Here is a 26148-nt window from a genome sequence, read left to right as displayed (position 1 = left end):
AGCAGCAACATCTTTCACTCGCTTATGATAACAATGCGAACACTGACCCTCAATAATAATTTTCACTCTTAAAGGATATGATACTCATAGGCTCCTTTAAGTGTATGACAATGGTGAATCCAAGAGAAATAAAATTGGAGGATACAAACGTTTAATCTAATTATCAAAATAAAAATTAAATGAAATCTATTGATTTCAAACATCTATCTTAAACGTGTCATAAGCGAGTAACAGTTATCTTTATAAAGAATTCAATTGCTTTTACTTATCGTAGGATATAGATTTGAGGGAGCCGTGCGGACAAAATGATGGATTCATCGCCTTTCAAAAATAGCTAAGAAATTCAAGGATGACATAATGAAAAGCAATTCAACACTCAATGTAAAAGACCACGTAAAAGACCATGTAACCGAACAAGAATGGCAGATGCGAGTCAACCTTGCCGCTTGTTATCGATTGATTGCCTTATATGGCTGGGATGATTTGGTCTTTACTCATATTTCGGCACGTGTGCCAGATACTGAGGATGAATTTTTGATTAACCCTTATGGTTTACTATTTGAAGAGATTACCGCCTCTAGTCTGGTCAAAGTCAATCAAGCTGGTGAAAAAGTGTCGTCATCAGAATTCGACATCAATCCTGCAGGGTTTACCATTCATAGTGCCGTCCACGAAGCTCGTAGTGATGCCCATTGCGTTATCCACCTCCATACCAGCGACGGTGTGGCTGTATCTACCCAACAGCAAGGATTATTGCCTATCTCGCAACAATCCTTATTTCCATTATCTAACTTGACTTATCATGACTATGAAGGTGTTGCTTTGAACCCTGAAGAAAAAGTGCGCTTAGTGTCTGATCTTGGAGAAGCCAATTTCATGATTTTACGCAATCATGGTTTGCTCACTTGTGCAAGCACTGTGGCCGATGCCTTTTTAAACATGTACATCTTGCAAAAAGCGTGCGAGGTCCAAATCAAAGCGCAGAGCGGCGGCAGTGAATTAACCTTGATATCACCGCAAATATTGGCTGGCATTCAAGCGGCATCGAAGCAAGTAACTAAAGAAGCCAATGGTGATATTGCGTGGCCGGCCTTATTAAGAAAGCTGCACCGAACTGATCCGTCTTTTGAGGAGTGAGCCAATAATGATAACGCTGAATGAATGGCAACAACAGGGACAATTCGTATTTATTGACGGTCAGAAAATTTTTACCCGTCAGGGTGGAGATAAAAATGCGCCAGTATTACTGTTAATTCATGGTTTCCCCAGTGCCAGTTGGGATTGGGAAGGTATGTGGAAGAAGCTCACTGAGCATTATTACGTTGTCACTCTCGATATGTTGGGGTTTGGCTTGTCTGACAAACCCAAAGACGCGCGCTACTTAATTAGTGAGCAGGCTGATATTTTTGAGACTTTTTTGCAAAATCTTGGCATCCATGACTATCATATTTTGGCACACGATTATGGTGACACAGTCGCACAAGAGTTATTAGCTAGGCAAGTTAGTGGCAGTAGTGACAATAGTAAAAGGCGCATTGACAGTGTTTGTTTTCTAAATGGTGGCCTGTTTCCTGAGACTCACAAACCAATCTTGATTCAAAAATTATTATTGTCGCCCTTAGGTCCTTTGGTATCCAAATTCATTAATAAGCAGAAGTTTGCGGATAATTTACAACAAATATTTGGGCCAGCAACGCCGCCAACCCCTGAGGTCATCGAAACGTTATGGCAGCTGTTAACTCATAATAATGGTCTAGCAGTGATGCATAAACTGATTAACTATATACCACAACGTCAACAATATCGTGAACGCTGGGTAGACGCGATTATCAATAGCAGCATACCAATTAAACTGGTTGCAGGTGCCAAAGATCCCATCTCGGGTAAACATATGATTCAGCGTTACCGTGAATTGATCCCGAATGCCAATGTTGCTGAGATGTCAGCGTTGGGACATTATCCACAAATTGAAGATGCCGATGCTGTCACCGCCGAATACCTAAGCTTTAGAAGTAATGTGAATTAAAGAATATCTGCACCAAAATGAGCAAGGAAAGGTATGTGAAAAAGCGTCGTTAAGTGACTAGTCAAATCTCGCACTCGTCACCACTGTCAGCGGTCTGACATTACCGTCAGGCTTTGCTTCGACCTTCGACCTTTGGCATTTAACATTTAAAACTTAACACGCTTTAGATTCTGGTAGAGCATATTTGACGCTATCAACCACTTCATTACGCTGTTCAGTGATTAATTGATAACCTTTAACCATACCATTATAAGGTAGGTTGCCCTCGTGCTGCCGATAATGCTTGTAGATACTTTTTTTCACTATCGACGCTCGCTCAGACTCATCTAGTTTGGCAAATCCCTCTGGCAATCTTATATGAGCCAAGCGCGAAGCAGCACCACGAGCCATCCAGTTCACGTCCGCAGTAAACTCAAAGTTTACCTCTGCTCGCAAACTATATTTTGGCAACCGGCTAGGATAATGTGTTAAGTCATCTTTAATTTGGGCAATATCTTCTGCAAAAGGTGCATGAGGTATCTCAAGCACTGTAAATAATGCTATTAAAAACTCATCAGCAGTAAAATATTTATCAAGATAGCTGCTATCAAGCCCGAGATATTTGTTCGACAATACATGACGCAGTCGCTCACAAGCAGGAATGGTATGCTTGATAGGATAACCCATGGCTTTGACAATATCTTGCGGACGCAGCTCAAGTGTTGCTATCTGATTGATCGCATACTGTGCAAGAAGATGACGTGGATGATAATGACGAGTATATTTGGATTGGTTGGCAATGTGGCTCATGATATTGAACACCTTAGACTCCTGTAACTCCGACGAAAAACGTTGAAATAACCCCAAGTAGGCAAATAAAAACAGGCACAGATGAGGATGTCGGAGTACAGGCTCATGCGCTTTACCAGAATTGTTTTATATCGTGCTGGAAGTTGCAAGGTTTGTACGCTGTCATTAATTAAAATAACGGATGACGATACAAAACTGTTAAACCCACGATAGTGACTCAAGGATAATAGCATATCAGATACTAGAAAATAAATATGGATATTAATACGCTTTAGTAATCAAACAAGTATTAATGTCTTCCTATCATCGTAAAACTCTAAATATCTTTATATTTAAAAGAACTTTAGCAAAATCAGACGATAACTCAATAAAGTTATCCAATATAAAGTTATCCAATGATTCTTAGGCATTGACCTGCATGATATAAAGTCAGTCCCAGCTCAGTAAAGCCAGACTTAATGCCTCCAAAAGATATTTTTGCCTCTTCTAAAGTCTTAAATGGCAAGGGAATACTGTCCCTATTACCTGTCATTATATAATCTGCAAAGCACTTACCCATCAGCGTGCCTGTGGTAATGCCGCGACCGTTATAAGCCGTTGCTGTCAGTAAACCTTCAGCGGGTTCCATGACTCGAAAGATATGATCTTGCGTAAAGCCGAAGCTACCAGTCCACTCATACTGCCACTTAAATGCTGGTAAATCTGGATAATAGCTTTGTTGCACAGCATTGGCCCATGATTGATAAAAGGATTTTGGTTTAAGCTGCGTACCACCAACTGTTCCCAATAATAGACGATCATCGTCATCACGGCGAAAGCTAGACAAGGCCAAGCGTGTATCCCATGCCCCTGTTTTGTATGGCAAAATACGATCTGCCGCCTCTCCGCTGAGCGGCTCAGATGCAATCTGATAGTAATACACTAGATAAAACGTCTTTTTGATTTCTGTCCACTCGCCTTCGGTATAAGCGTTGGTTGCAATAATGACGCGCTCAGATTTCACGCGCGCTTTAGTGGTTCTTGTATACCAATGACCGTCTACTTTTTCTAGTGCCTCAACGGCTGAATGTTCGTAGATAGTGACACCAAGACTGGCCGCTACTTTGGCCAGTCCTCTGACATAAGCCAGCGGGTTTATGGTACCAGCACGGTGATCAAGTAGTGCCTTATTGATGTTCTTAGTCCCACAATACTCATGGCATTTGCTGCCGGTCAATACCTCAACATTCGCGCCGCGACGACTTAGCTGCTCGTATCTAACATCGACATCGACTTCACCTTTAGCGTTATGTGCCATGTGGATATTGCCAGCTTGAGTGGCTTGTGCATCGATATTATAACGCTTGATTAAGTCGAATACTAAGCTTGGGGCTTGTCCAAGGGCTTCAGTTAAACGCTCACCTGCTGCTTCACCTAGCGCAATATTCAAATCATCAGGGCGCGCCCAAGTACCTGCATTGACGAGCCCTACGCTTTTTCCTGAACCGCCACTGCCAATGGTATGGCTCTCTAAGAGGATAACTTTGACACCTTTTTCTGCCAAATGAATCGCAGCCGATAACCCGGTATAACCGCCGCCTATAATACAGATAGTTGCTTCAGTATCGCTATTCATCTGGCTGTAGGTATCAATAATAGGTGCGGTCATATTCCACAAACATTGCTCTTGCAACATCTTATATTCCTTATAAATTACACGTTGTCTACAGTGGAGAGCGTGCTTGTGTCGTTATTAACAGTAGGTTCTTCACGGGGAATAAATTTATCTAAGAATACCCATAGCAAGCCAAATAGCGGCGATAACCAGCAGGCAAAGGCAAAGGGCGCATAAGTAAGGGTCGCAATACCTAGTGTTGCCGCAACGAAACTACCACCCATGTTCCAAGGAATCAGAGGAGATAACAGAGTGCCGGTATCTTCAATAGAGCGCGTAAGCGTCGTGCGCTTATAGCCCATTTCTTGATATTTGTCTTTGAGTAGACGGCCTGGCAATACCAGTGTGGTATAGACGTCACCGATGAGCGTACCGACACCAAGAGTGCTGAGATAAGTGGTAATTACTAAGCCAAATCTTGATTTCACCATCTTATTAATTTTTGCCATGATGGCTTTGAGCGTACCGTAATGCTCAATGGCACCAACGAAGGCTAAGGCAAAGATGGTCAAGGTCACAACCCAAGTCATTGACATAATGCCGCCTTTAGACAGCAGTTGGTCGACGACAGCAAAGCCTGTCTCACTGACAAAGCCATTTTGTAGGACGTTAAAGATATCGTGAACACCCACGCCTTGCATAAAGAACGCGACTAAGCCTGCAACTACTACACCTGATAATACCGTTGGAATAGCGGGCATTTTCATTACCGCCGCAATGACAACGACTACAGCAGGTAATAAAGTAATCACGCTCAAGTTATAGTTGGCCGCTAGTGAGGTTTGAATTTCTTTGATCGAAGATAAATCGACATTTTCTGCACCGTAACCCATCCCAATCCAAGCATAGATAATTAATGCAGTCACCATGGCAGGTACAGTCGTTGGCAACATGCCGCGAATATGATCCCAAAGCTCAACACCAGCCGCTGCTGGCGTTAAGTTGGTGGTGTCTGATAGAGGAGACATCTTGTCGCCAAAAAAAGCACCAGAAACGATAGCGCCGCCCGTTAGTGACGGCGGGATTCCCAAGCCTAGCCCAATACCCATCATAGCAAGACCGACTGTACCAACCGTGCCCCAAGAGGTACCGGTTGCGACAGAAATAATGGCGCAGATAAGACAAACGGAGACTAGAAATGATGAAGGGGAAAAAATGCTAAAACCGTAGTATAAAATCGTAGGGACGGTACCAGCGATAATCCAAGCCCCGATGAGCATACCAACGCCCATCAAGATAATCATGGCCGGTAGACCAATTTTAACAACCTTTAAAAAGCGTTGTTCCATGCCGTCCCAATCACGGCCACGCAGCTTCATAAACAAGCCGGTGATTAAAAGACCGCAAGCTAAGGGAATGTGAGGGGTAAAATCTTTGAATACAAAAAACTGCACCATCAGAATAATGGCAGTCAACACCAGAGGTGCAATATCTAATAAAAAACTAGAAGACGGACCGTAGCCATCTTTAGCTTCGTCATAAGGTTTATCATCCATCATAAGACACCTACCTTCCTTAGTAGTGGTTACTGTTGTCATAGATATAACAGTAGTGGGAACAACCAATCCATGGCTGCTGATAATGCTAAAAAAAACGCTGAAAAGAGTACTAAAAAGGGAGTAAAAAAACCTGTTTTTGAAATCATGAATAGTTATTCATCACTTGCGCAGGCTTTCATACCAAAACAATAAATACTTAATAATTGGCTACCAAAACAATTGATACTTGGCTTGTTAAATAGGCGCTGAGCCTACTTAACAAGCGTCACATCACATCACATCACATTCTTACTAGCCAAAGTTGATGCCTTGCGCCAGTGGCAGCTCGGTTGAATAGTTGACCGTATTGGTCTGACGACGCATATAAGCTTTCCATGCATCAGAACCTGATTCACGACCACCGCCGGTTTCTTTTTCGCCGCCAAATGCGCCGCCAATCTCAGCACCGCTGGTGCCGATATTGACGTTGGCGATACCGCAATCACTACCGCGGTCACTGAGGAACGTTTCAGCTTCACGTAAGTCATTGGTAAAGATACAAGATGACAGCCCTTGTGGCACATCGTTTTGCATCGCTAGCGCATCGTCAAATTCTTTATAAGGCATGACATATAAAATAGGCGCAAACGTCTCACTACGTGCCACGTCATTTTGCTCATCAAGCTCAACAATCGCAGGGGTCACATAATAAGCATCGGGGAATTTATCCATCAGCACCCGTTCGCCGCCTGTGACTTTACCGCCAGTATTGCGAGCCTTTTCTAACGCCGCTTGCATATTATTAAAGCTGTCTTCATCAATCAGTGGACCGACCAAATTGCCTTCAAGCGGATGGCCGATGCTCACCGTCTCGTATGCAGACTTAACGCGCGGTAAGATATCGTCTTTGACCGACTCATGAACGAACAGACGGCGTAAGGTGGTGCAGCGCTGCCCTGCCGTTCCTACTGCTGAGAATAAAATGCCACGTAGTGCCAAATCTAAATCGGCAGTGGGTGCCAAAATCATGGCGTTATTACCGCCAAGCTCAAGCAAGCATTTACCAAAACGCTCAGCGACTTTTGGCCCCACTTCTCGGCCCATGCGCGTACTACCGGTGGCACTGACTAAAGCGATGTCTTTGTTTTCAACCAACGCATTACCTATATCGGTTTTGCCCAATATAATTTGCGATAAATGTGCTGGTGCTTCACCAAATTTTGCCAAGGCTTTTTCAAATAACGCTTGGCAAGCTAAGGCGACAAGTGGGGTTTTTTCTGAAGGTTTCCAGATGACAGGGTTGCCACAGACGATGGCCAGTGCCGTATTCCAAGACCAAACGGCGACTGGGAAGTTAAAGGCAGAGATGACGCCGATGACGCCAAGTGGATGCCATGTCTCACGCATGTGGTGACCTGGGCGTTCTGAGGCGATGGTTAGACCATAAAGCTGACGCGATACGCCCACGGCAAAGTCACAAATATCAATCATTTCTTGTACTTCGCCAAGGCCTTCTTCTTTGATTTTTCCGGCTTCTAGCGATACTAAGATACCTAAGTCTTCTTTGTGTTCACGCAGGACTTCACCCAACAGACGAATCAGCTCACCACGTTTAGGGGCAGGAACGACACGCCATTCTTGAAAGGCTTGTTTGGCATTTTGGATTTTATTATTAACATCATCAACGCTATCTAGAGTTATCTTGCCAATAACCGTACCGTCTATAGGCGTATTGACTTCAAAATCGCCATGTTGATATTGTTCTTCTTTGACACCCATGGCAGACATGTATTGCTTAATCATAATCAATCCTTTGCTTATTGGTATAATGGTTTACTACGTCCTTGACTGACTTATAAAATTACCCTGCTACCTACTAAGTTGCAAAATAATAAATTTCTTGCAGTCATTCCTTTTTGGAATGACGTAGTAATAAGTCGGCTATACGCTGGCTATTTTTAGCCTAAATTTTACTAAATATTGACACTAGACAGGCACTGCTCAAGGCTTTGCGCCTGCATCGCTTCATACAATGCCATCTCATCGTAAATGACTGCCCCCAAATCACGTTCAAACTCTTGTTGGCTTGAGTAACCATCATATTGGCTTGGCTGCGCCTGTTGCAGATTCGATTGAAAGATACCGGCGGCACTGACAGGCAAAAAGTCCTCATAAACGATGGGTTCAATGCGAAGCACTTCATCATTAATCAGAGCAGTCAGCTTAGCATTAGGCAGTTTATTCAAATCATCATTGCTTAAGCTGCCGGCCAACAACGCTTGACCGTCCTCAGAATCAAGGGTGCTGTCCGTCAACTGGTAATAAAAATACGCCAGCCCCTCATCGTGTAGAGTTTGATAATCATCAGGAAAAGCGGTAAATACCTCAGTTAAAATTTGATTATACTGAGCCGCATTGTCCTCATTTGGGGTAGCACCAAGCTGGCGGCGAGCTGCGGCCAATAATTCATCATAAAGCGCGCGGCCCTTTTGTGTTAACGCCACACCGCGTTGCTCAATCTCTCCAAAGCGCGCGGTATGATGCCCTTGCTCGTACTCTTCATGGCTAGCGTCTGAGTTATTAGCAACTTTAAAGCCAACCGCTTCTTGTAGCGCTTTAAAACTGGTTTGCCTTAATAAGATAGGACACGCTCTACGCGGTGGCCCTTCGATAATGGCTTTTGAGGGTATGCCTCTTGCTTGCATGCCTTGTTGTACGGCATCAATATCCAAGGTTCGAGGCGTTAAATGATTGATATGTGGACCCTTAAAGCCGACCACATCAGCGACGAGCGGATGCTGATTTAATAGACGCTGATAGAGCGCTTTTGCCACCGGCGTTTTATCATGCCAACGAAATGTCTCTAACGCTTCTTGGACAAATTGCTCTGCTTGCTCAGTAGTCAAACCACCTTGCGCCTCAAAGACTTCAATAAGCTCAATGACGCCAGTAGTGAATATCTGACGCTGCGCCAGTGTGGCCGTGGCTTCTTGTTGTAAATTTTCATCGGCAATCAAATCTAAACGCAATAACGAGGTAAAAACGCGAAAGGGGCTTTTATGCAATGAATGCGAGTCAAGTGCGCGAAAAGCTGTTGAATGCACCGGCACGCCAGCAGGCGCTAAATCGTAGTAGCCGACAGGGTGCATACCCATCACGGCAAAAAGACGGCGCATCATGCTCAGCTCTGCTGCGCTACCTAGCCTAATTGCCCCGTGACGCTCCATGCTTAGACGCTCAATCTCGCCCGTATGCAGCAGTTGTGATTTAATATCGGGATGTGAGGTTAATACTTCGACATTGACATCACTGACCAAATCAACCAAATCGCCGTATAGCGGCACCTCATCTTGGTACATCGCTGACATGGCCATAGAGAAATCATGGCGGATATCATCGCTGCAGATAAAATCCTTATCTGGACTGACGCTACTATTTTTCACAAATAAACATCCTTGTAATAGAGTTAATAAATCTTTAGCTTAATAATAAGTATTTTGTTTCGAGCATTTGGTTATGACGATGCGCTATCTATCCTCAGCACGCCTAAGCACTCCTAAACATTAAGCGGCAGGCAATCCATCAGGAAGCGCGATGAGTACCTCTTTTAGAATATCCAACCCTTCTTTTAGGGTGTCAGAATCTATGGTAAGTGGCGGTAATAAGCGAATGATATGGCGATATTGCCCACTTGGCATCAGCAATAGACCACGCTCGCGGGCTTTGGTTAATACTTGCGCCATCACACTTGGATGCACATCATGCTCAGGATGGCGCAGCTCGATACCGCGCATCGCACCGATACCAGTAAGACCAAATAACCAAGGTGAGATACCTTCTTGCTGCCATTGGCTGATGGTCGTCTCAATCGTCTGGGCATAATGCTTGGCTGACTGCCAAACGTCATTAGCTTGCATGATATCAAGCGTGGCATTGGCAGCGGCGCAAGCAACTGGATTGCCAGAATAAGTACCGCCCAAACTGCCTTTAGGAAGACCATTGACCACACTAGCCTTGCCGATGACTGCGCCTAATGGCAAGCCGCCTGCGATACTCTTGCCAAGTAAAATAAGGTCAGGCTCAATCCCTAAATGGGTAAAAGCAAACGGCGTACCCGTACGACCATAACCGGATTGAATTTCGTCCATGATGAGTAACATGCCGTGCTCATCACAAAACTTACGTAGATATTGCGCAAAGGTGGGCGATAACAATTGAAAACCGCCTTCCCCTTGTACAGGTTCGACGATGATGGCACCGATATTATCGATATCGGTTTCTACCATAAATAAACGCTGGAGCGCATCAATCGCTTGCTCGTCGCTGATATTGTTATCGGGGCTGGGAAAAGGAATATGATAAACGCCGCTCCCTAATGCACCAAGCCCGCGCTTATAAGGCGCGACCTTACCATTGAGATTGACCGCAGCCAGTGTGCGCCCATGAAAGCCACCATCAAACGCAATGACGCCTGTGCGACCCGTCTTCATGCGTGCTATCTTTATAGCGTTTTCGGTTGCTTCTGCGCCGCAGTTGGTGAGCATCCCTGCCAGATCGCCGCTAATAGGCACAAGCTCACACAATCGCGGCATAAAGGTTTGATACGGCTGATGCGCTGCCGCATTGTAGGCATAGTGAATCAGCGCCTGGGCTTGCTGAATGATGGCGTCAACGATGTGAGGATGGCAATGACCAAAGTTTAAAACGCCGATACCGCCGACAAAATCGATATAGCTGCGGTCATTGTCGTCCCAAACTCTGGCATTTTTGCCTTTGACGAGCGTGAGCGGATGCACCATCGTAAAGGCATCGGTCACGTTATAAAGCTTGTCCATGATGAATCTCTATCTCTTCCTTGAGTTAGACTCATTTCAACAAAACATCATTCCGGCAGCAAACGAATAATAGTTGTGGTGGCATTCCTTTTTGTCATTGCCAGTAAATTAGCTCCCTAAACGAATCCTTTAAAAACAAAAAACTGCGTATCAAGGCAGTTTTTTTGTTTAGCTTGTTAAGTTTTCACAGCAAACAACTTTGTAGGATAAAATAACAAGACCAGTGCTATAAAAAATACTTTAGGTTATAAATAAACGTAAGTGACATTATAAAACCAACCCTAACGCCTTTTCACGCTCATCTGAGATTGCTAAATAAGCCGTAATCCATTCTAAAACCGCTTTGACCTTATGCGATTGCCCTGAAGCAACAGGATAAGTCACATAATAGCTGCCGCGACCCTTTGCCGCATAATCCCACGCCAGCACTAAAGCGCCTGATTGTAGCTCGGGCTCAACCAAACGTAACGGCACTAAGGCTATACCATAGCCCAGTAAGGCGGCAGAAATACAAGCATGGAAAGTCTCAAAACGTGGACCTACAAAGGTGCCATCGACGCTGATATCTTTTTGCTTAAAGTACTCATACCACGCACTTAAGCGCGAACTTATTTGCAATAACACATAGTCATTTATACACTCAGTACTCAGTGTTTTATCTCGCAAATACTGCGGCTGACAGACCGCAACGCAGTATTCATCGAACAGCTTTATGGCCTCCATATTGCTCCACATGCCATCACCATATAAAAAAGCAATATCGACATTTTGGTCTTCAGAAAAAAATGGCCCCGCCAGCTCTTTAATATCCAAGTTAATAAGCGGATATTCTTGACTAAAGCCACTGAGTGCTGGAATCAACCAACGGGCACAAAATGTCGGATGTGAGACGATTTTTAGCAGCTCGGTATTACTGCTATGCGACATCAAATTGGTGGTCGCCACCTCGATATGTTTTAAAATCTCTAATACTTCAAGATAATATGACTTGCCAGCAGGGGTCAGTGAAATCCGGTGCGGCGTCCGATAAAACAAAGACAGGTTTAGCATCTCCTCCAACTGCGCCACTTGCTTACTGATAGCGCTTTGGGTCATGTGCATCTCTTGCGCCGCGTTAGTAAAACTCAAATGACGGGCAGCGGTCTCAAAACATTGCAGCGCCGTCGTTGAAGGGTATCGTCTAAAGGCTAATGGTTTATTGGTGTCGGTTTTCATAGATTGCTTTTCTTTTATCCCATCTTAGTAAAATATCAATGATTATTTAAAATCACGTTATCAGGCATTCCTAGCCTATGCCTATCCTTATGGCGTCATCATACCTATATTCAAGCGTAAATAGCGATACCTCACTATAAGCACTATGTAACTGACACTGATGCCATCATCGGATTTACTTAACCATTCAACCAGTTACTCGGTCGCCAATTTTAAAGACTCTCCTACAAAAAAACGGTCGATTCCTGATAAAATAGTAGGGTCTGATGATAGGCTCTGACATACCGCAACTGATTTGCTATCTTGCCCTCCTCTTTTTCATCATTACGACCTATGCCGCCATGTATTTCCGACATCACGCTTAAACTCATGAATTATTTTTCAGCTAATTTGCACTATTAGCGCCTTCTTTATTTGTATTGGATCATATGAAACATAACCTTGAGGTGAGCGCAAATGCTCGCCGAACTCAGTATTTCCAAGTATTTTTGATGGGCGTCAGCGCCTTTATTATGAATACTACCGAATTTGTCCCCGTTGCCCTATTAAGTGACATCGCCCAAGATTTTTCCATCACTACAGCAGAAACTGGCTGGATGTTGACGCTGTATGCGTGGATTGTCGCGGCCATGTCATTGCCATTGATGCTGCTCACCAGCCGATTTGAGCGTAAAAGCTTACTTTTGGGCTTGTTTGTGGTTTTTATTGCCAGCCATGTGTTATCAGTATTTGCTTGGAGCTTTGATATATTGCTGATTAGCCGTGTTGGTATTGCACTTTCGCACGCGATATTTTGGTCAATCACCGCAGCGATTGCGATACGCGTAGCACCAGAAGGCAAAAAAGCACTGGCACTTAGCGTACTTGCGACCGGTACTTCATTGGCGATGGTGCTCGGCGTGCCACTAGGGCGCTTAGTCGGTCAATGGTTTGGTTGGCGGGCAACCTTTGGCGGTATTGGCGTGATTGCTTTTATCGTGTTTATCTTGCAAGCCAGGCTATTGCCAACGCTACCAAGTATGTTTGAAGGCTCGTTTAGAAAAATCCCAGAATTGCTCAAAAATCCCTTATTGGTCTGTTTGTATCTACTCATTTTACTGGTCTTTACCGCGCACTATACCGCTTACTCTTATATCGAACCCTTTATGCGACAGGTTGGCGCTATTAGTGAAAACGCCGTGACGGTTGTCTTGCTATTATTTGGAGTAGCAGGGATTGCAGGCAGTGTGATATTCAGTCGCTGGGGTGATCGTTTTAATACCAGATTGATGCTGATATCGATCATATTAATGCTGATATCTATGCTGGTACTATTGTTTGCCGTGACCTCTATCTGGGCGCTGAGTTTCATTGCGTTACTGTGGGGCGCGGCGCTGATGCTGCTGATTATCTCTATGCAAGCCAAAGTCATCATGGTCGATGTCACGGCGCAAGACATGCTGATGTCGATGTTCTCAGGGATTATTAATTTAGGCATTGGCGCAGGTGCGCTGTTTGGTGGTTATGCAGTAACGCATATTTCAATATCAAGCGTCGGCTATGTTGGTGCCGCTATCGCCAGTGTGTCACTGCTACTGATGTTATTTATGATAAAGCGCTTTCCTGAATTAAGTAGAAGACTTGGTTAGCTAAAAATTTGATAGTAAATAAGCCTATACACAATGCCAGCCAATTAAATGGGCTGGCATTTTGCTGTTTGGCTTATTAAAAAACCGAGTAAGCCGTTTATTTAAAAATCTACCTTACCGCGTAAAGCTTTGGTCTTACCGCGCTGGGTTTTTTGATCGACGCGTTTACGTTTGGCATTTCTGCTAGGTTTGGTCGCTTTACGGGTTTTATTGACATGAGTGGCTTTTATAATAAAGCTTTGCAGCCGCTCCGAGGCATCAATTCGATTACGTTCTTGGGTACGAAACTGCTGCGCTTTAATAATAAGCACACCTTCTTTGGTGATTCGGCTGTCTTTGCTGTCCAATAAACGCTGCTTAATGACATCGCTTAAGCTTGAGGCATGAATATCAAAACGCAAATGAATCGCAGAAGAGACTTTATTAACGTTTTGCCCGCCTGCCCCTTGCGCACGTATGGCGCTAATCTCTACTTCACTGTCATTCAGGCTAATGGTATTGCTGATAAAAATCATAAAATACTTTTATAAATGATTGATAGATAAGGTTAATGATAAAGCATTCCCAGTTAACGCGCCACTTGCCCGCTTAATAGCGGCCAAAACGCCGTATTTCTTAACCTCTATAATCTGCAATTTATCGGGTAAACCTTATAAATGTTATCGTTTGACGTTGCTGTGTCTATCCTCTGTGTATAAAGCGTAAGCCTGCGCAGTGATTTGATTTTAAGGTGGTAGGATGACTTTAAGCAGATACGATATTAAAAGAACACAGTATCAAACAGACACGGTATTGTTGAATCAAAGCGTTAACAAGCCGTTTTTAGTCAAAGGAATAAGCGTTGTATGACGACCAATAATAACAAATCTAATCATAAAAAATCTAACACTTCTCTCAAAAACCACAACCTTACCGCTGCACAAAGCATTCAAGTTAGGGGCGCGCGGGTGCACAATCTCAAAAATGTCGATGTGGATTTACCGCGTAATGCGTTGGTCGTTTTTACCGGTATATCAGGCTCAGGCAAATCGTCACTGGCATTTGGTACCTTGTTTGCTGAGTCGCAACGCCGCTACCTTGATTCGGTATCGCCCTATGCACGGCGCTTGATTGACCAAGTTGGCGATCCTGATGTCGATTCGATAGAAGGCTTACCGCCCGCCGTCGCCCTGCAACAGCAGCGCGGTACGCCGTCGGTACGTTCATCGGTTGGTAGCGTGACGACGATTTCAAATGGTCTACGCATGCTGTACTCGCGAGCAGGCGAATACCCTGCTGGGCAAGACATGCTATATGCCGATGCCTTTTCGCCAAATACGCCAGAAGGTGCTTGCCCTACTTGCTCAGGTATTGGCCGCGTGTTTGAGGTCACAGAAGATTTGCTCGTGCCTGACAAGACGAAAACCATTCGAGAACGCGCCATTGCTGCTTGGCCACCAGCATGGCAAGGGCAAAATCTGAGCCGGATATTGACCACACTTGGCTACGATATCGATAAACCTTGGAACACCTTACCCAAGGAAACCCGCGATTGGATTTTATTTACCAATGAAACCCCAGAAGTGCCGGTTTACCCAGAATACAATCTCGAGCAAGTACGCGAGGCGATTAAAAAAGGTGAAAAACCCAATTATAAAGGCACTTTTACCAGTGCAAAAAATTTCGTCTTACATTCTTTTGCCACCACCCAAAGTCCACGTACCAAAAAACGCGTGGCGCAGTTCATGCAAATTTCAGAATGCCCAAGCTGCCATGGCAAAAAGTTAAAACAAGAATCGCTGTCGGTTAAATTTGCAGGGCTTGATATTGGCGAGTTGTCACAATTAACCTTGACTGAACTGGCGCTAAAACTTCACGACGCTGCCAATAAAAAACTCAGCGATGATATGCCCGACCGTGAAAAAGCCATTGTTGCCAAGCGTATTACCAGCGATATTTTATCGCGTGTAGAAGCGTTAACCAGACTTGGGCTAGGTTACTTATCGCTTGAACGTACCACGCCTACCTTATCGCCCGGTGAGCTACAGCGCCTAAGACTTGGCACTCAAATTCGCTCTAAACTATTTGGCGTGGTTTATGTACTCGATGAACCGTCCGCTGGCCTGCATCCTGCCGATACTCAGGCGCTATTAGGCGCTCTAGATGAACTGGTAGCGGCGGGTAACTCATTATTCATTGTCGAGCATGATGTCAGTGTCATTCGCCATGCCGATTGGATAGTCGATGTCGGACCAAAAGCGGGCAGTCATGGCGGTGAAATCATCTATAGCGGCCCTGTCGCAGGCTTGCAAGATATCTCTGATTCTTATACTGGACAATATCTTTTTCATGGGGATTCCAAAAATAAAAAATCAAAAGCCCAGCAACCAAAAGCCCAGCAATTAACAAGCCAGCAGCCAAGACAACCTAATCATTGGCTAAAACTTGCCAATATCGAGCGTAATAACTTACAAGGGCTAGATGCGGCATTTCCTTTAGGGGTATTAACCACAGTGACGGGCGTTTCAGGTTCGGGGAAATCGAGTTTGGTCAGTCAAGCGTTGGTTGAACTGGTCTACAATGCGCTAGGGCAAAAAACCGTGATTGAAGCACCCACCGATGAAGCGGCTTTACTGGAGCAAGAACAAGAAACGCCAATAGGCGGTGAGATAGTCAGTGGTATGGAGCATATCAAACGCTTAGTCACTGTCGACCAAAAAGCCATCGGGCGCACACCGCGCTCAAATCTGGCCACTTATACTGGACTGTTTGACCATGTGCGCAAGTTATTTGCTGCCACCAAAGTAGCAAAAGCAAGGCACTATGATGCTGGACGTTTTTCATTTAACGTTAAAAAAGGACGTTGCCCAAATTGCGAAGGCGTCGGTTTTGTCAGCGTTGAGCTGCTATTTCTGCCGAGTGTTTACTCGCCTTGCCAAGTGTGCCACGGTCAGCGCTACAATGACGAAACCTTAGAAATTACTTATCAAGGCAAAAACATCGCTGAAGTACTCGATTTGACAGTCGAAGCGGCTTCTGAATTTTTCGTTGATGATGCCCCAATAATGCGCGCCTTAGATGCCTTGCTAAAAGTTGGGCTTGGCTATCTAAGACTTGGGCAACCAGCAACCGAGTTGTCTGGTGGCGAAGCACAGCGTATCAAACTTGCTACCGAACTGCAGCGTACCCAGCGCGGCGATACGCTGTATGTGCTCGATGAACCAACGACTGGCTTACATCCTTCTGATGTCGCGATGCTGATGGCACAGTTAAATGGGCTGGTCGCAACTGGTAATACGGTGATTATGGTTGAGCACGATATGCAAGTCGCTAGCAACAGCGATTGGATTATCGATATGGGTCCGGGTGCTGGTGATGAGGGCGGTCTTATTGTGGTAGAAGGCACGCCAGCAGAAGTCGCAAAGTCAAAAACCAGCCGTACTGCGCCTTTTTTACTTTTTTAGCCTATTTCGGCGCACTCTATTAACAACCTTTTATCCACTCAGCAACTGACGGCAGCGCTCGATTACGGGCGCATCGACCATCTGACCTGCTATTTTAAACACCGCTTGTCCGCTTCTGTCGTACTCTTCTAGCACTTGTTTGGCAAATGACAATTCGCTCTCTGTTGGTTGTAAAGATGCTTGCACGGTGGCGACTTGCTTGGGATGAATACACAGCATCCCTGACATGCCCATCTGTGACCAAAGCTGTACTGTAGCACTTAAACCTTCGTCGTCCTTAAAGTCAGGATAAACCGTATCAATAGGCGCTAATAATTGATGTACTGTTGCCGTTAAGATTAATTGATAGCGAATCTGATTGGCGATGATGTCTGCTGCTGGCGTTCCAACAGTGACACCCAAGTCATTACACAAATCTAAAAAACCATAGCTAAATGTCAACAGCCCTGATGCTTTTGCCATCTCGTCTATCTGATACAGACCAAGCGCACTTTCTATTAAGGCAATTACCGATAAGTTAGTGGCTTGATAAACTGCTTCAATATCCGATGCTTGTTCGGCTTTCGCCAATACGACACCCGCCAGATTAGGCAGCTGTTGGCACAATTCTAAATCCTTTTTATACTCATCACTACCCGCTTTATTGATACGTAGCCAAATCGGTCGTGGGTTTTGTACATTATCCTGCTCGTCATAATAACTTTTTACAGAGTCGCGAGCTTGCGTTTTATCTTCGCAGGCGACCGCATCTTCTAGATCGACAATCACTGCATCTGCGCCGCTCACAAAGGCTTTTGCTACTCTATCGATTCGAGTCGCAGGGACAAATAGCCACGTCTTCGTTTTTATATGATTGTTTATCATTACATTATGATGAGGCTGCTTTTTATCTTTAATAGGACTTTTCATATTTGCTTCTATTGTGGTTTCTATTGTTGTTTTCATCGTTATCCTCACAATTAATCGCCCGTAGTCATCCATCTATTTGTGACCAACATTCACGTTATGGCGTTGATTTTTTGCTATGGGATTTGCGGTAATGACTGGGTGACTGCCCGTAACGCCGCTTGAATGCACCACTAAACGAGTGATCTGACGCATAGCCTACCAATTCACTAATCTTGCTAATTGAATACTGTTCTTGCCGCAAAAATCTTGCCGCCAGTCGCAAGCGATAGTGACTCAGATATGCCAGCGGCGTGATACCAACGGACTGCTTAAAACGCTCATTAAGTCCTGAGCGCGACAGCCCAGATGCTTTTGCTAGGCTCTGTAGCGTCCAAGCATCTTCTGGGTAGCGGTGCATCAAATAGAGGGTGTTTGACAGGCAAGGATCTTTTAGGGCAGCTAGCCAGTTGCCATTTTCATCTCCGTTTCTAATGGCATTATTTTCACCACTGTTGTCGGCATCAATGTTTATCTGCCATGGATGATCAATCCACGATGGCGTACTGTCTAGGGTATTATCCGTAGCGTGATTTATGCTGTCATTAAATCCTGATGCCATTTCTAGCTGTTCGACATACTCGCGTATACATTCAATCATCAACATGCCAGCCAAGCGCTCAAGCATCGTGGTTTTGCCGGGGCGCTGCAAGCTCACTTCTAATAAGAAAAACTGCAACCCAATATTCACCACATCATTGTAAGCCGAGTGCTTTTGGGTCACTGGCGGCAGACTGGCTGGCAACGCAGATAGCAAAGGTCTTGCCATATCGGTGTCAAACTGACTGCGTAACACAATAAATTGAGTCTCATTATCTTGCATATGATTAGTTTGAGTATGCTTAGTTTGAACATGGTTACCTTGGGCAATAATTTTATGACCGCTATCTGTATTGTCAATCTCTAAGCCAATCTGACCTTCAGTGTGTGCAGGCATGATTGTTTTAGCCGTTAGATTAGACACCATTGGTGCTGATTGACAGACATAGCTGTCTTGTGTGGTCAACATCATCATATTGTTGGCTGTGATCACTTGCCTGTCATTATTATCATTACCATAGCACAGATGCACCTCGCCACTGATAACCACAATAAAGCTCAAATAGTCATCCTGTCTACTCTGTACCAGTTGCCAAGAGCCGCGCGCATTGACAGTGATATATTGCACCTTTTGCAAATGCATCTCATCAAACAATCGACTTAAAATATCCATATTTTAGACCAATACTAGGGTGTGTCATCATTTAGATTGTGAGGCTTAAAATGAGGAAAATTTCAGCCAAACAAGGAAGTAATTGCCGTAAATATGAACATATTGACAAGATTGCTGACGATGTTTGGCAAAATTTAGCCATTTTAAGACCACTAAATGTATCAATATGCTAATTGATGACACGCCCAAACTACTCACTTCAAAGAGCGTTATCAACGTTAATTACCGTATATACGCTATGTATAAGTTCTCAACATAACGAAGCCCGACGATTAAATCTGAATATATTTGCACTTTTGGACACAAAGTGAGATTTTTTTGTCAATCAACGCCGTCTTGAATGATATCAAAGGTCATAATAAATTATCAGAATTTTGATTGATACTATAGTCAATTCGATATAAAACCGATACGCTAATATTACCAGTGCTACTGGTATAAATTTTACTTGCATGCTGTGTCTGCGCTGACAGAGGCTGCGCAAAATTCATCCCAGCAGCACTGTATTTTTTATAGTGATTCAACTATATATAAATGGAACGGTTTGAAGTGGCTATCAGGCAATCAAGTAAGAGTGCAATAAATAATAGACTGGATAAGTCTGAGACCGTTTCTGATTTATAGAAGCTTAACTATACAAGGACCGTATAATGACTAAGACATTAAGCATCAAAGAACATGCCATCATTCAAGATGCGATGGATGGCTCATTATGGCGCGACCCAAAAAGGCGGTTTTGGTTGTGTAGTCCATCACTGCCTCTATTAGGCTGCTTGTTCGCGTTAGGATTACGAGATCAAAAAGGTTTTGAGCTTAAAAATACAGCGCTGGCGTGGGCAGGGACTATCTTGATCCACGGTATCATACCGTTGGCGGATGTGTTGGTCGGTCGAGATGATAGCAACCCACCTGATAGCGCTATGCAAGCGCTTGCCCAAGACCCCTATTATAAGTGGATTGCTCATGCTTTTATACCGTTACAATATATGGCTTTTGGACTGTTGGCTTACCAGTATAGTCAGCGAAAATTGCCTTGGTATAATCGTTTAGGCGTTGCCTTGACAGCAGGAATCGGCAGTGGTATTGCGATTAATACCGCGCATGAGCTTGGCCATAAGTCTGACCACTTAAATCGTACTTTGGCGCGCGTCAGCCTTGCACCAGCGGCCTATGGACATTTCGCCATAGAGCATAATTTCGGTCATCACCGCTGGGTCGCGACCCCAAAAGATCCAGCCAGTAGCAAGTACAACGAGAGCTTTTGGCAGTTTTTGCCGCGTACGGTGTTTGGGGGTCTACGTTCCGCCGTAAACATTGAAACCGAACGGCTCGCCCGTCGACAAAAAGGCTTTTGGAGTAAAGACAACGAGCTGTTGCAAGGTTGGGCGATGTCGGCGGTACTTTATGCCACCCTTTATAAGGCTTTTGGCAAAAAGTTTCTACCCTTTATTGGCTTGCAGGCGGTATACGGCTTTAGTCTGTTAGAAGTGGTGAACTATCTAGAGCACTACGGTCTGCTCAGAGAGCAAGACGATAACGGGCAGTTTGAGCGTACGCAGCCGGAGCACAGCTGGAATAGTAATCACACGGTGACCAATTTGTTTTTGTATCAGTTGCAGCGCCATTCTGATCACCACGCGCATCCAAGCCGCGCTTATCAATTGCTCAGACATTTTGAGGAAGCACCGCAACTGCCGATAGGTTATGCCACGATGATTATGCCCGCCTATATCCCGCCACTGTGGTTTGCTATTATGAATAAGCGTGTCAGAGCACATTATGGTAATGATATGAGTAAAATTAATATGCACCCCAAGCCATTGAGTCCATTAATGCAGCGGACGACGAATATCATTGAAAAGGGCTTACACTTATTAAATCGCCTCATATCAAAACGTGCGAGTAGATAAATTTAAAGCAATGAGCTGAAAGTAGTGAACTAAAAGTAATGAACGTTGAGACATAAAAAAACACGTTACTAATGAACGTGTTTTTTATTATAAAAATATAGCGATAGTGATAAACGGATTAAGCCAACATGCCGCCATCAACCACGACCGTCGCGCCCGTGGTATAACTTGACGCGTCAGACACTAGATATAAAACTGTGCCAGCCATCTCGTCAGGATTAGCCACGCGCCCTAACGGTATCGCATGTAATGCCATCTTTAAGACTTTATCATTGGTCGTTAATGCCGAAGCAAATTTGGTATCGGTCAGACCCGGTAATAACGCATTAACGCGAATATTTAGTGGGCCACATTCTTTAGCAAAGGCTTTAGTCATACTGATGACAGCAGCTTTGGTGATTGAATAGATACCTTGCTTGTCACCCGCGACCAAGCCATTGACCGAGGCAGTATTTAGAATCACCCCGCCGCCCTGCTCGCGCATCATTTTGCCTGCTGCCGTCGACATAAAGAAATAACCGCGAATATTGACTTCGACAGTTTTATCAAAAGCCGCTAAGTCGGTATCTAAGATATGGCCGTAATAAGGGTTTGCCGCGGCGTTATTAACTAAAATATCAATCTGACCAAATTCGCTTTTGATATGCTCAAAAATCGCCTCAATCTGATCCATATCACCCACATGACAAGCAAAGGCGCTGGCTTTATGACCGTCGGCGACGATGCTATCAGCGACCGCTTGGCAAGCATCAATCTTACGGCTAGAGACAATCACATGCGCGCCTCTTGACGCCAATAAGCGGGCGATAGATTCGCCAATACCACGACTGGCACCAGTGACTAAAGCAATCTTGCCGGTTAAATCAAATAAATCTTTCATCGTTATTCCTTATATTTTGAATTAGCTATTCAGTTTTCAATTTTTTATCGTAACCACTTAATAAATTATAGTCGAAAAACTGCAAATCTATTACAAGGCAGCTGAGTGTAGATAGTATCTATTTTATACAAGCCAGTACATTGAGCGAGGCTAACAGCGTAATGATTTAGCAGTTATTTGACTATTAAGCCAACATACCGCCATCGAGGGTAAACGCATGACCATTCATAAAGCTGCTTTCATCACTCGCGAGCCAAGCAATCGCGCCAGACACTTCATCGACTTTACCTAAACGGCGTAATGGACTGGCATTAATAGTGGCTTTTTGCGCGCGCTCGCCCATCTTCGCCATGGTATTCTGCACCATTGGCGTATCAATAAAGCTTGGACATACGGCGTTAAAACGAATATTGACGCGCGCATATTCATGAGCAGCAGACTTCGTCAGTCCCATCACGCCATGTTTGGCAGCGCTATAAGCTGATAGCAACGGCGCAGAACGAAGTCCTGCGATTGATGCCACATTGATCACATGTCCACCGCCATTCGGAGCCATACAAGTGACGGCGGCACGCATACAATGCCAAACACCCTTTAAATTAACGGCGATATTGCGGTCAAAATCCTCATCGCTTAGCTCATGCATCGGTGCAGGCTGATGGTCGATGCCCGCATTATTTACCACCACATCAAGACCACCCAGCGTTTCCATGGCAAAGGTAAATAATGCGCGCACTTCGTCGCCACTCGTCACATCAACTTTTTTAAAGACGATACTATTGCCCGCATCTTGACCTTGCTTGGCAACGGCTGCGCCCATCTCTTCGGCCATATCACCGATCACGACTTTCGCACCGCGACTGGCTAACAATAACGCACTTGCCGCACCAATGCCAGACGCACCGCCCGTGATTAAAATACGTTTACCAGAAACGTTACTGGCTACGTCTGATGCAATTCCATTTGTATTCAGTGTCATGATTTATCCCTCTACCTTAAGTACCAGTTTGCCGAAATTTTCACCTTTAAAGAGCATCATCAACGTATCAGGGAAAGTCTCGATACCTTCAACGATATGATCTTTTACTTTTAACTCACCCGACTGAATCCAGCCAGCAATCTCTTTCATCGCGATTGGATACTCTTTGATATTATCAAAGACAACGATGCCTTCCATACGGGCACGATTGACCAATAATGACAGATAGTTTGACGGCCCTTCTACCGCTGTGGTGTTGTTATATTGGCTAATCGCACCGCAAATCACGATACGCGCGCGCAGATTAATTTGGGTCAGGACGTCATTTAAGATATCGCCGCCTACGTTGTCAAAGAAGACATCTACCCCATTTGGACAAGCTTGCTTTAAGCCTTTTTTGACATCCTCATTTTTATAATCTACCGCAGCATCGAAGCCTAGCTCATCGACTAAGAATTTACATTTCTCAGCACCGCCTGCGATACCAACGACACGGCAGCCTTTTAGTTTTGCAATCTGTCCAACCAAGCCACCGACCGCACCCGCAGCACCAGAGACGACCACTGTCTCGCCAGCTTTTGGCTCACCTGTTTTTAATAAGCCAAAGTAACCGGTCATACCCGGCATACCGAGCACGCCTAAGTAATAAGATAAGGGTGCAAGGTTTGGATCGACTTTGTATAACCCAGTACCATCACTGACCGCATACGACTGCACGCCATTATGACCACAGACATAATCGCCGATGGCAAACTTCTCATGCTTACTTTCAATGACTTCGCCCACGGTACCCGCACGCATGACATCACCAATTTGTACCGGCTCGATATAAGATTTGGCATCGTTTAACCAGCCACGCATCGCTGGATCCATCGAGATATACTCAATTTTTATCAACAGCTCACCATCTGAGATAGTCGGCAGTTCTGTCTCGGTATACTCCCACGTATCAGCGTTTGGTTCGCCCACAGGTCTTGCTTTGAGTCGCCACTGCTTATTCATCTTTTTGTTATCAGTTGTCATTATTTATTCCTTTAAATTTTTATAAAAAGCCATTGGTATCGTTTGCTTAAAAAGAGTTTATTCAAAATAAGCCAAATATATTAAAAAGCGTTCTTCTGGGATAAATTTTTCTCGCTTGCTGTGCGCTTTGCACTCCAGAGGCTTCGAAAAATTCATCCCAGCATCACATTAGTCGTATTGTTCAGGCATGTTCTTATATTGAAAACATTCCAAACAATTACTTAAAACCATTCTGCTTGCATATTGGTACATACTGCATTGTCGTTATTTAACAGCTCAATATCGCGCTTGATTAACGGCAATTCCCAATCGATAAAGTATTTTGCCGCCTGTATTTTGCCATGATAGAAGTTTTGTTTCTCAACATCCGTGGTTTCACTAATTTCGCTTAGCAATTGCTCAGCTTTGCTGGCTTGGCGAATCCAAATCCAGCTGACCACAATGGAGGCAAAAATATTCATTAGTGCTTGTGCATTACCCGTTAATGTAAGTGCTTTTTCCGTTTGCAGGATTTTGCTTAAATGCACGAGCACTTCATGCATATGACCCATATAAGGCATCAATTTACCGGCAAGTTTGGCAGTTTCTGGTGTGCTGATACTTTCTAAGTCTTGGGTAATTTCACGTTTTAGAATTTGAATACCAAGACCCTTGTTTTGCCATAACTTACGGAATGACAAATCTAACGCTTGCACGCCATTTGTGCCTTCATGAATGGGATTGAGACGATTGTCACGCCAAAACTGCTCAGCCTGATACTCACGCGTGTAGCCTGCACCGCCCAATACTTGAATACCTAAATCATTGGCTTTCGGCCCATATTCAGAGGGCCATGCTTTTAATACTGGGGTTAATAAATCTAGCAGTTCTGATAGCTCAGCCTTTAGTGTTGCATCTTCACACGTATTGATACGGTCGATTAGGTTTGAGCCATATAGACAGAGTGATATACCGCCCTCGCTATAGGCTTTTTGCGCGAGCAGCATACGCTTGACATCACCATGCTGAATGATTGCCGTTGCCGCATCTTCAGGCTTATTATTCGGTGCGATTCTGCCCTGCGTTCTGTCTTTGGCATAATCGAGCGAATACTGATAGCCACGATAGCCAATCATCGCTGCGCCAAAGCCAACCGCAATGCGCGCTTCATTCATCATTTTGAACATGTAGCGCAGACCAAAATGCTCATCCCCAATCAGATAGCCGTGACACTCGCCTGCATCGCCAAAGCTTAATGCCGTGGAAGTCGCGCCGCGATAGCCAAGCTTATGAATAAGACCCGTTAAATGCACGTCATTGCGCTCGCCAACCGATAAATCATCATTTAGACGGTATTTTGGTACGGCAAATAAAGAGATTCCTTTGACGCCAGCAGGACCGCCCGGCACCTTGGCTAAGACCAAATGCACGATATTGTCGGACAACTCATGATCACCCGCTGAGATATAAATCTTGCTGCCTTTGACGCGATAGCTACCATCGTCTTGTTTGACAGCCGTAGTTTTAATATCAGCAAGCGATGAGCCGGCATGTGGTTCGGTTAATGCCATGGTGCCGGTAAATTCACCCGTTAGCATACGCGGCATAAAGGCCTGTTTAATCTCATTACTGGCGAAATGTGAGATGACATTAATCGCCGCCGTGGTTAAAAATGGATAAGCGGTGGTTGATGGGTTGGCTGCCATAAAATAGCCTGCTACCGCCGTCATCACTGTTTCAGGTAATTGCATGCCGCCATCGTCAAAGCTATAACGACCGGCGATAAAACCTGATTCACGAAACGCATCAAAGGCGACTTTGACATCGTCTATCATGCTGACTTTTTTGCCGTCAAACTGCGGCTCATTTTTATCCGCCACATGGTTGTGCGGTAAGAATAACTGAGTGGCGATTTTATTGGCGGTGCCTAATACCGCATCAAAGGTTTCGCGGCTGTGTTCGGCAAATTTTGGATGCTCGGTTAAATTTTCTGTGCCCAATACATCGTAGAGTTGGAACGGTAACTCAAAGTCATTGATAAGTGTATCTGCTGCCATAGTATTCTCGTTAACTTATGAAATTTGGTGATGCATTGATATTAATCTAATTTAACGCCTTGCCGTATTGTCATTTATGACATAATTATGGTCA

The 26148-nt window shown here is 44.5% G+C and carries 20 protein-coding genes; 6 read left to right on the top strand and 14 right to left on the bottom strand.

The features are described 5' to 3' along the window. Positions 1-357 precede the first annotated feature (357 nt). Positions 358-1137, top strand: coding sequence for a class II aldolase/adducin family protein (locus CXF65_RS10735; RefSeq protein ID WP_101212042.1), 780 nt, complete (start codon positions 358-360; stop codon positions 1135-1137). 7 nt (positions 1138-1144) lie between these two features. After that, a complete protein-coding gene (locus CXF65_RS10730; protein WP_101212041.1) occupies positions 1145-2026 on the top strand; it encodes an alpha/beta fold hydrolase in 882 nt (293 codons plus the stop codon). 153 nt (positions 2027-2179) lie between these two features. Here the strand turns inward: CXF65_RS10730 and CXF65_RS10725 are convergent, their stop codons facing one another. The 3 genes from CXF65_RS10725 to nhaC all read right to left on the bottom strand — a co-directional run bounded on the left by CXF65_RS10725 (position 2180) and on the right by nhaC (position 5968). Further along, positions 2180-2815, bottom strand: a complete 636-nt coding sequence (locus CXF65_RS10725; protein WP_101212040.1) for a hypothetical protein — start codon at positions 2813-2815, stop codon at positions 2180-2182. 388 nt (positions 2816-3203) lie between these two features. Further along, positions 3204-4490, bottom strand: coding sequence for an NAD(P)/FAD-dependent oxidoreductase (locus CXF65_RS10720; RefSeq protein WP_101212039.1), 1287 nt, complete (start codon positions 4488-4490; stop codon positions 3204-3206). 17 nt (positions 4491-4507) lie between these two features. Continuing rightward, the gene (gene nhaC, locus CXF65_RS10715; protein WP_025650858.1) at positions 4508-5968 is read right to left on the bottom strand and encodes a Na+/H+ antiporter NhaC; all 1461 of its coding nucleotides are present in this window, start codon (positions 5966-5968) and stop codon (positions 4508-4510) included. A gap of 69 nt (positions 5969-6037) precedes the next feature. Here nhaC and CXF65_RS15215 point away from each other — a divergent pair, with 69 nt between their 5' ends. After that, entirely contained in the window at positions 6038-6160 is a 123-nt protein-coding gene (locus tag CXF65_RS15215) for a hypothetical protein (RefSeq protein WP_264754737.1), read from the top strand. Between the two features lie 99 nt (positions 6161-6259). Here CXF65_RS15215 and CXF65_RS10710 read toward each other — a convergent pair whose 3' ends face one another. From CXF65_RS10710 to CXF65_RS10695, 4 genes are all read right to left on the bottom strand, one after another. Beyond that, positions 6260-7750 (bottom strand): aldehyde dehydrogenase family protein, encoded by a 1491-nt coding sequence (locus tag CXF65_RS10710; protein ID WP_101212038.1) that lies wholly within the window; start codon positions 7748-7750, stop codon positions 6260-6262. Between the two features lie 170 nt (positions 7751-7920). Further along, a complete protein-coding gene (locus CXF65_RS10705; protein WP_051395060.1) occupies positions 7921-9321 on the bottom strand; it encodes a VOC family protein in 1401 nt (466 codons plus the stop codon). 189 nt (positions 9322-9510) lie between these two features. Continuing rightward, positions 9511-10782 carry an aspartate aminotransferase family protein gene (locus CXF65_RS10700; protein ID WP_101212037.1) on the bottom strand — a complete coding sequence of 424 codons (1272 nt, stop codon included), beginning with the start codon at positions 10780-10782 and terminating at the stop codon, positions 9511-9513. A gap of 267 nt (positions 10783-11049) precedes the next feature. Further along, positions 11050-11997, bottom strand: a complete 948-nt coding sequence (locus CXF65_RS10695; protein ID WP_101212036.1) for a LysR substrate-binding domain-containing protein — start codon at positions 11995-11997, stop codon at positions 11050-11052. A 428-nt stretch (positions 11998-12425) separates the two neighbouring features. Here CXF65_RS10695 and CXF65_RS10690 point away from each other — a divergent pair, with 428 nt between their 5' ends. After that, positions 12426-13625 (top strand): sugar transporter, encoded by a 1200-nt coding sequence (locus CXF65_RS10690; RefSeq protein ID WP_101212035.1) that lies wholly within the window; start codon positions 12426-12428, stop codon positions 13623-13625. A gap of 101 nt (positions 13626-13726) precedes the next feature. On the opposite strand, the gene arfB is transcribed toward CXF65_RS10690, so the two are convergent. After that, positions 13727-14140, bottom strand: coding sequence for an alternative ribosome rescue aminoacyl-tRNA hydrolase ArfB (gene arfB, locus CXF65_RS10685; protein ID WP_101212034.1), 414 nt, complete (start codon positions 14138-14140; stop codon positions 13727-13729). A 330-nt stretch (positions 14141-14470) separates the two neighbouring features. Between arfB and uvrA the strand changes: the two genes are divergently transcribed. After that, positions 14471-17068: an excinuclease ABC subunit UvrA gene (uvrA, locus tag CXF65_RS10680; protein WP_101212033.1), complete on the top strand. Its 2598-nt coding sequence runs from the start codon at positions 14471-14473 to the stop codon at positions 17066-17068. Positions 17069-17098: 30 nt separating this feature from the next. On the opposite strand, the gene CXF65_RS10675 is transcribed toward uvrA, so the two are convergent. Both CXF65_RS10675 and CXF65_RS10670 read right to left on the bottom strand, forming a co-directional pair. Continuing rightward, positions 17099-18013 carry an HpcH/HpaI aldolase/citrate lyase family protein gene (locus CXF65_RS10675; protein ID WP_227523254.1) on the bottom strand — a complete coding sequence of 305 codons (915 nt, stop codon included), beginning with the start codon at positions 18011-18013 and terminating at the stop codon, positions 17099-17101. Positions 18014-18071: 58 nt separating this feature from the next. Further along, positions 18072-19226, bottom strand: coding sequence for an AraC family transcriptional regulator (locus CXF65_RS10670; RefSeq protein ID WP_101212032.1), 1155 nt, complete (start codon positions 19224-19226; stop codon positions 18072-18074). 650 nt (positions 19227-19876) lie between these two features. On the opposite strand from CXF65_RS10670, the gene CXF65_RS10665 reads away from it, so the two are divergent. Continuing rightward, the gene (locus CXF65_RS10665; protein ID WP_101212031.1) at positions 19877-21136 is read left to right on the top strand and encodes an alkane 1-monooxygenase; all 1260 of its coding nucleotides are present in this window, start codon (positions 19877-19879) and stop codon (positions 21134-21136) included. A 118-nt stretch (positions 21137-21254) separates the two neighbouring features. Here the strand turns inward: CXF65_RS10665 and CXF65_RS10660 are convergent, their stop codons facing one another. The 4 genes from CXF65_RS10660 to CXF65_RS10645 all read right to left on the bottom strand — a co-directional run bounded on the left by CXF65_RS10660 (position 21255) and on the right by CXF65_RS10645 (position 26054). After that, entirely contained in the window at positions 21255-22016 is a 762-nt protein-coding gene (locus CXF65_RS10660) for an SDR family oxidoreductase (RefSeq protein WP_101212030.1), read from the bottom strand. A 184-nt stretch (positions 22017-22200) separates the two neighbouring features. After that, on the bottom strand, positions 22201-22995 hold the full coding sequence (locus CXF65_RS10655; RefSeq protein WP_025650848.1) for an SDR family NAD(P)-dependent oxidoreductase: 795 nt from the start codon (positions 22993-22995) through the stop codon (positions 22201-22203). Between the two features lie 3 nt (positions 22996-22998). Beyond that, positions 22999-24018 carry an NADP-dependent oxidoreductase gene (locus CXF65_RS10650; RefSeq protein WP_037024851.1) on the bottom strand — a complete coding sequence of 340 codons (1020 nt, stop codon included), beginning with the start codon at positions 24016-24018 and terminating at the stop codon, positions 22999-23001. Between the two features lie 221 nt (positions 24019-24239). Next, positions 24240-26054, bottom strand: coding sequence for an acyl-CoA dehydrogenase (locus CXF65_RS10645; RefSeq protein ID WP_101212029.1), 1815 nt, complete (start codon positions 26052-26054; stop codon positions 24240-24242). Positions 26055-26148: the final 94 nt, after the last annotated feature.

The sequence above is a fragment of the Psychrobacter sp. Sarcosine-3u-12 genome (assembly GCF_002836005.1).
Classification (GTDB): Bacteria; Pseudomonadota; Gammaproteobacteria; order Pseudomonadales; family Moraxellaceae; genus Psychrobacter; species Psychrobacter okhotskensis.
The sequence above is the reverse complement of the archived record's forward strand: the minus strand, read 5'-3'. Positions and strand labels throughout refer to the sequence as shown.

Excerpts from the sequence above, each read along its gene's own strand:
- CXF65_RS10735 (WP_101212042.1), top strand. The coding sequence starts at position 358 with ATGAAAAGCAATTCAACACTCAATGTAAAAGACCACGTAAAAGACCAT.
- CXF65_RS10730 (WP_101212041.1), top strand. The coding sequence starts at position 1,145 with ATGATAACGCTGAATGAATGGCAACAACAGGGACAATTCGTATTTATT.
- CXF65_RS10725 (WP_101212040.1), bottom strand. The coding sequence starts at position 2,815 with ATGAGCCACATTGCCAACCAATCCAAATATACTCGTCATTATCATCCA.
- CXF65_RS10720 (WP_101212039.1), bottom strand. The coding sequence starts at position 4,490 with ATGTTGCAAGAGCAATGTTTGTGGAATATGACCGCACCTATTATTGAT.
- nhaC (WP_025650858.1), bottom strand. The coding sequence starts at position 5,968 with ATGATGGATGATAAACCTTATGACGAAGCTAAAGATGGCTACGGTCCG.
- CXF65_RS15215 (WP_264754737.1), top strand. The coding sequence starts at position 6,038 with ATGGCTGCTGATAATGCTAAAAAAAACGCTGAAAAGAGTACTAAAAAG.
- CXF65_RS10710 (WP_101212038.1), bottom strand. The coding sequence starts at position 7,750 with ATGATTAAGCAATACATGTCTGCCATGGGTGTCAAAGAAGAACAATAT.
- CXF65_RS10705 (WP_051395060.1), bottom strand. The coding sequence starts at position 9,321 with ATGGCCATGTCAGCGATGTACCAAGATGAGGTGCCGCTATACGGCGAT.
- CXF65_RS10700 (WP_101212037.1), bottom strand. The coding sequence starts at position 10,782 with ATGGACAAGCTTTATAACGTGACCGATGCCTTTACGATGGTGCATCCG.
- CXF65_RS10695 (WP_101212036.1), bottom strand. The coding sequence starts at position 11,997 with ATGAAAACCGACACCAATAAACCATTAGCCTTTAGACGATACCCTTCA.
- CXF65_RS10690 (WP_101212035.1), top strand. The coding sequence starts at position 12,426 with ATGAAACATAACCTTGAGGTGAGCGCAAATGCTCGCCGAACTCAGTAT.
- arfB (WP_101212034.1), bottom strand. The coding sequence starts at position 14,140 with ATGATTTTTATCAGCAATACCATTAGCCTGAATGACAGTGAAGTAGAG.
- uvrA (WP_101212033.1), top strand. The coding sequence starts at position 14,471 with ATGACGACCAATAATAACAAATCTAATCATAAAAAATCTAACACTTCT.
- CXF65_RS10675 (WP_227523254.1), bottom strand. The coding sequence starts at position 18,013 with ATGAAAACAACAATAGAAACCACAATAGAAGCAAATATGAAAAGTCCT.
- CXF65_RS10670 (WP_101212032.1), bottom strand. The coding sequence starts at position 19,226 with ATGGATATTTTAAGTCGATTGTTTGATGAGATGCATTTGCAAAAGGTG.
- CXF65_RS10665 (WP_101212031.1), top strand. The coding sequence starts at position 19,877 with ATGACTAAGACATTAAGCATCAAAGAACATGCCATCATTCAAGATGCG.
- CXF65_RS10660 (WP_101212030.1), bottom strand. The coding sequence starts at position 22,016 with ATGAAAGATTTATTTGATTTAACCGGCAAGATTGCTTTAGTCACTGGT.
- CXF65_RS10655 (WP_025650848.1), bottom strand. The coding sequence starts at position 22,995 with ATGACACTGAATACAAATGGAATTGCATCAGACGTAGCCAGTAACGTT.
- CXF65_RS10650 (WP_037024851.1), bottom strand. The coding sequence starts at position 24,018 with ATGACAACTGATAACAAAAAGATGAATAAGCAGTGGCGACTCAAAGCA.
- CXF65_RS10645 (WP_101212029.1), bottom strand. The coding sequence starts at position 26,054 with ATGGCAGCAGATACACTTATCAATGACTTTGAGTTACCGTTCCAACTC.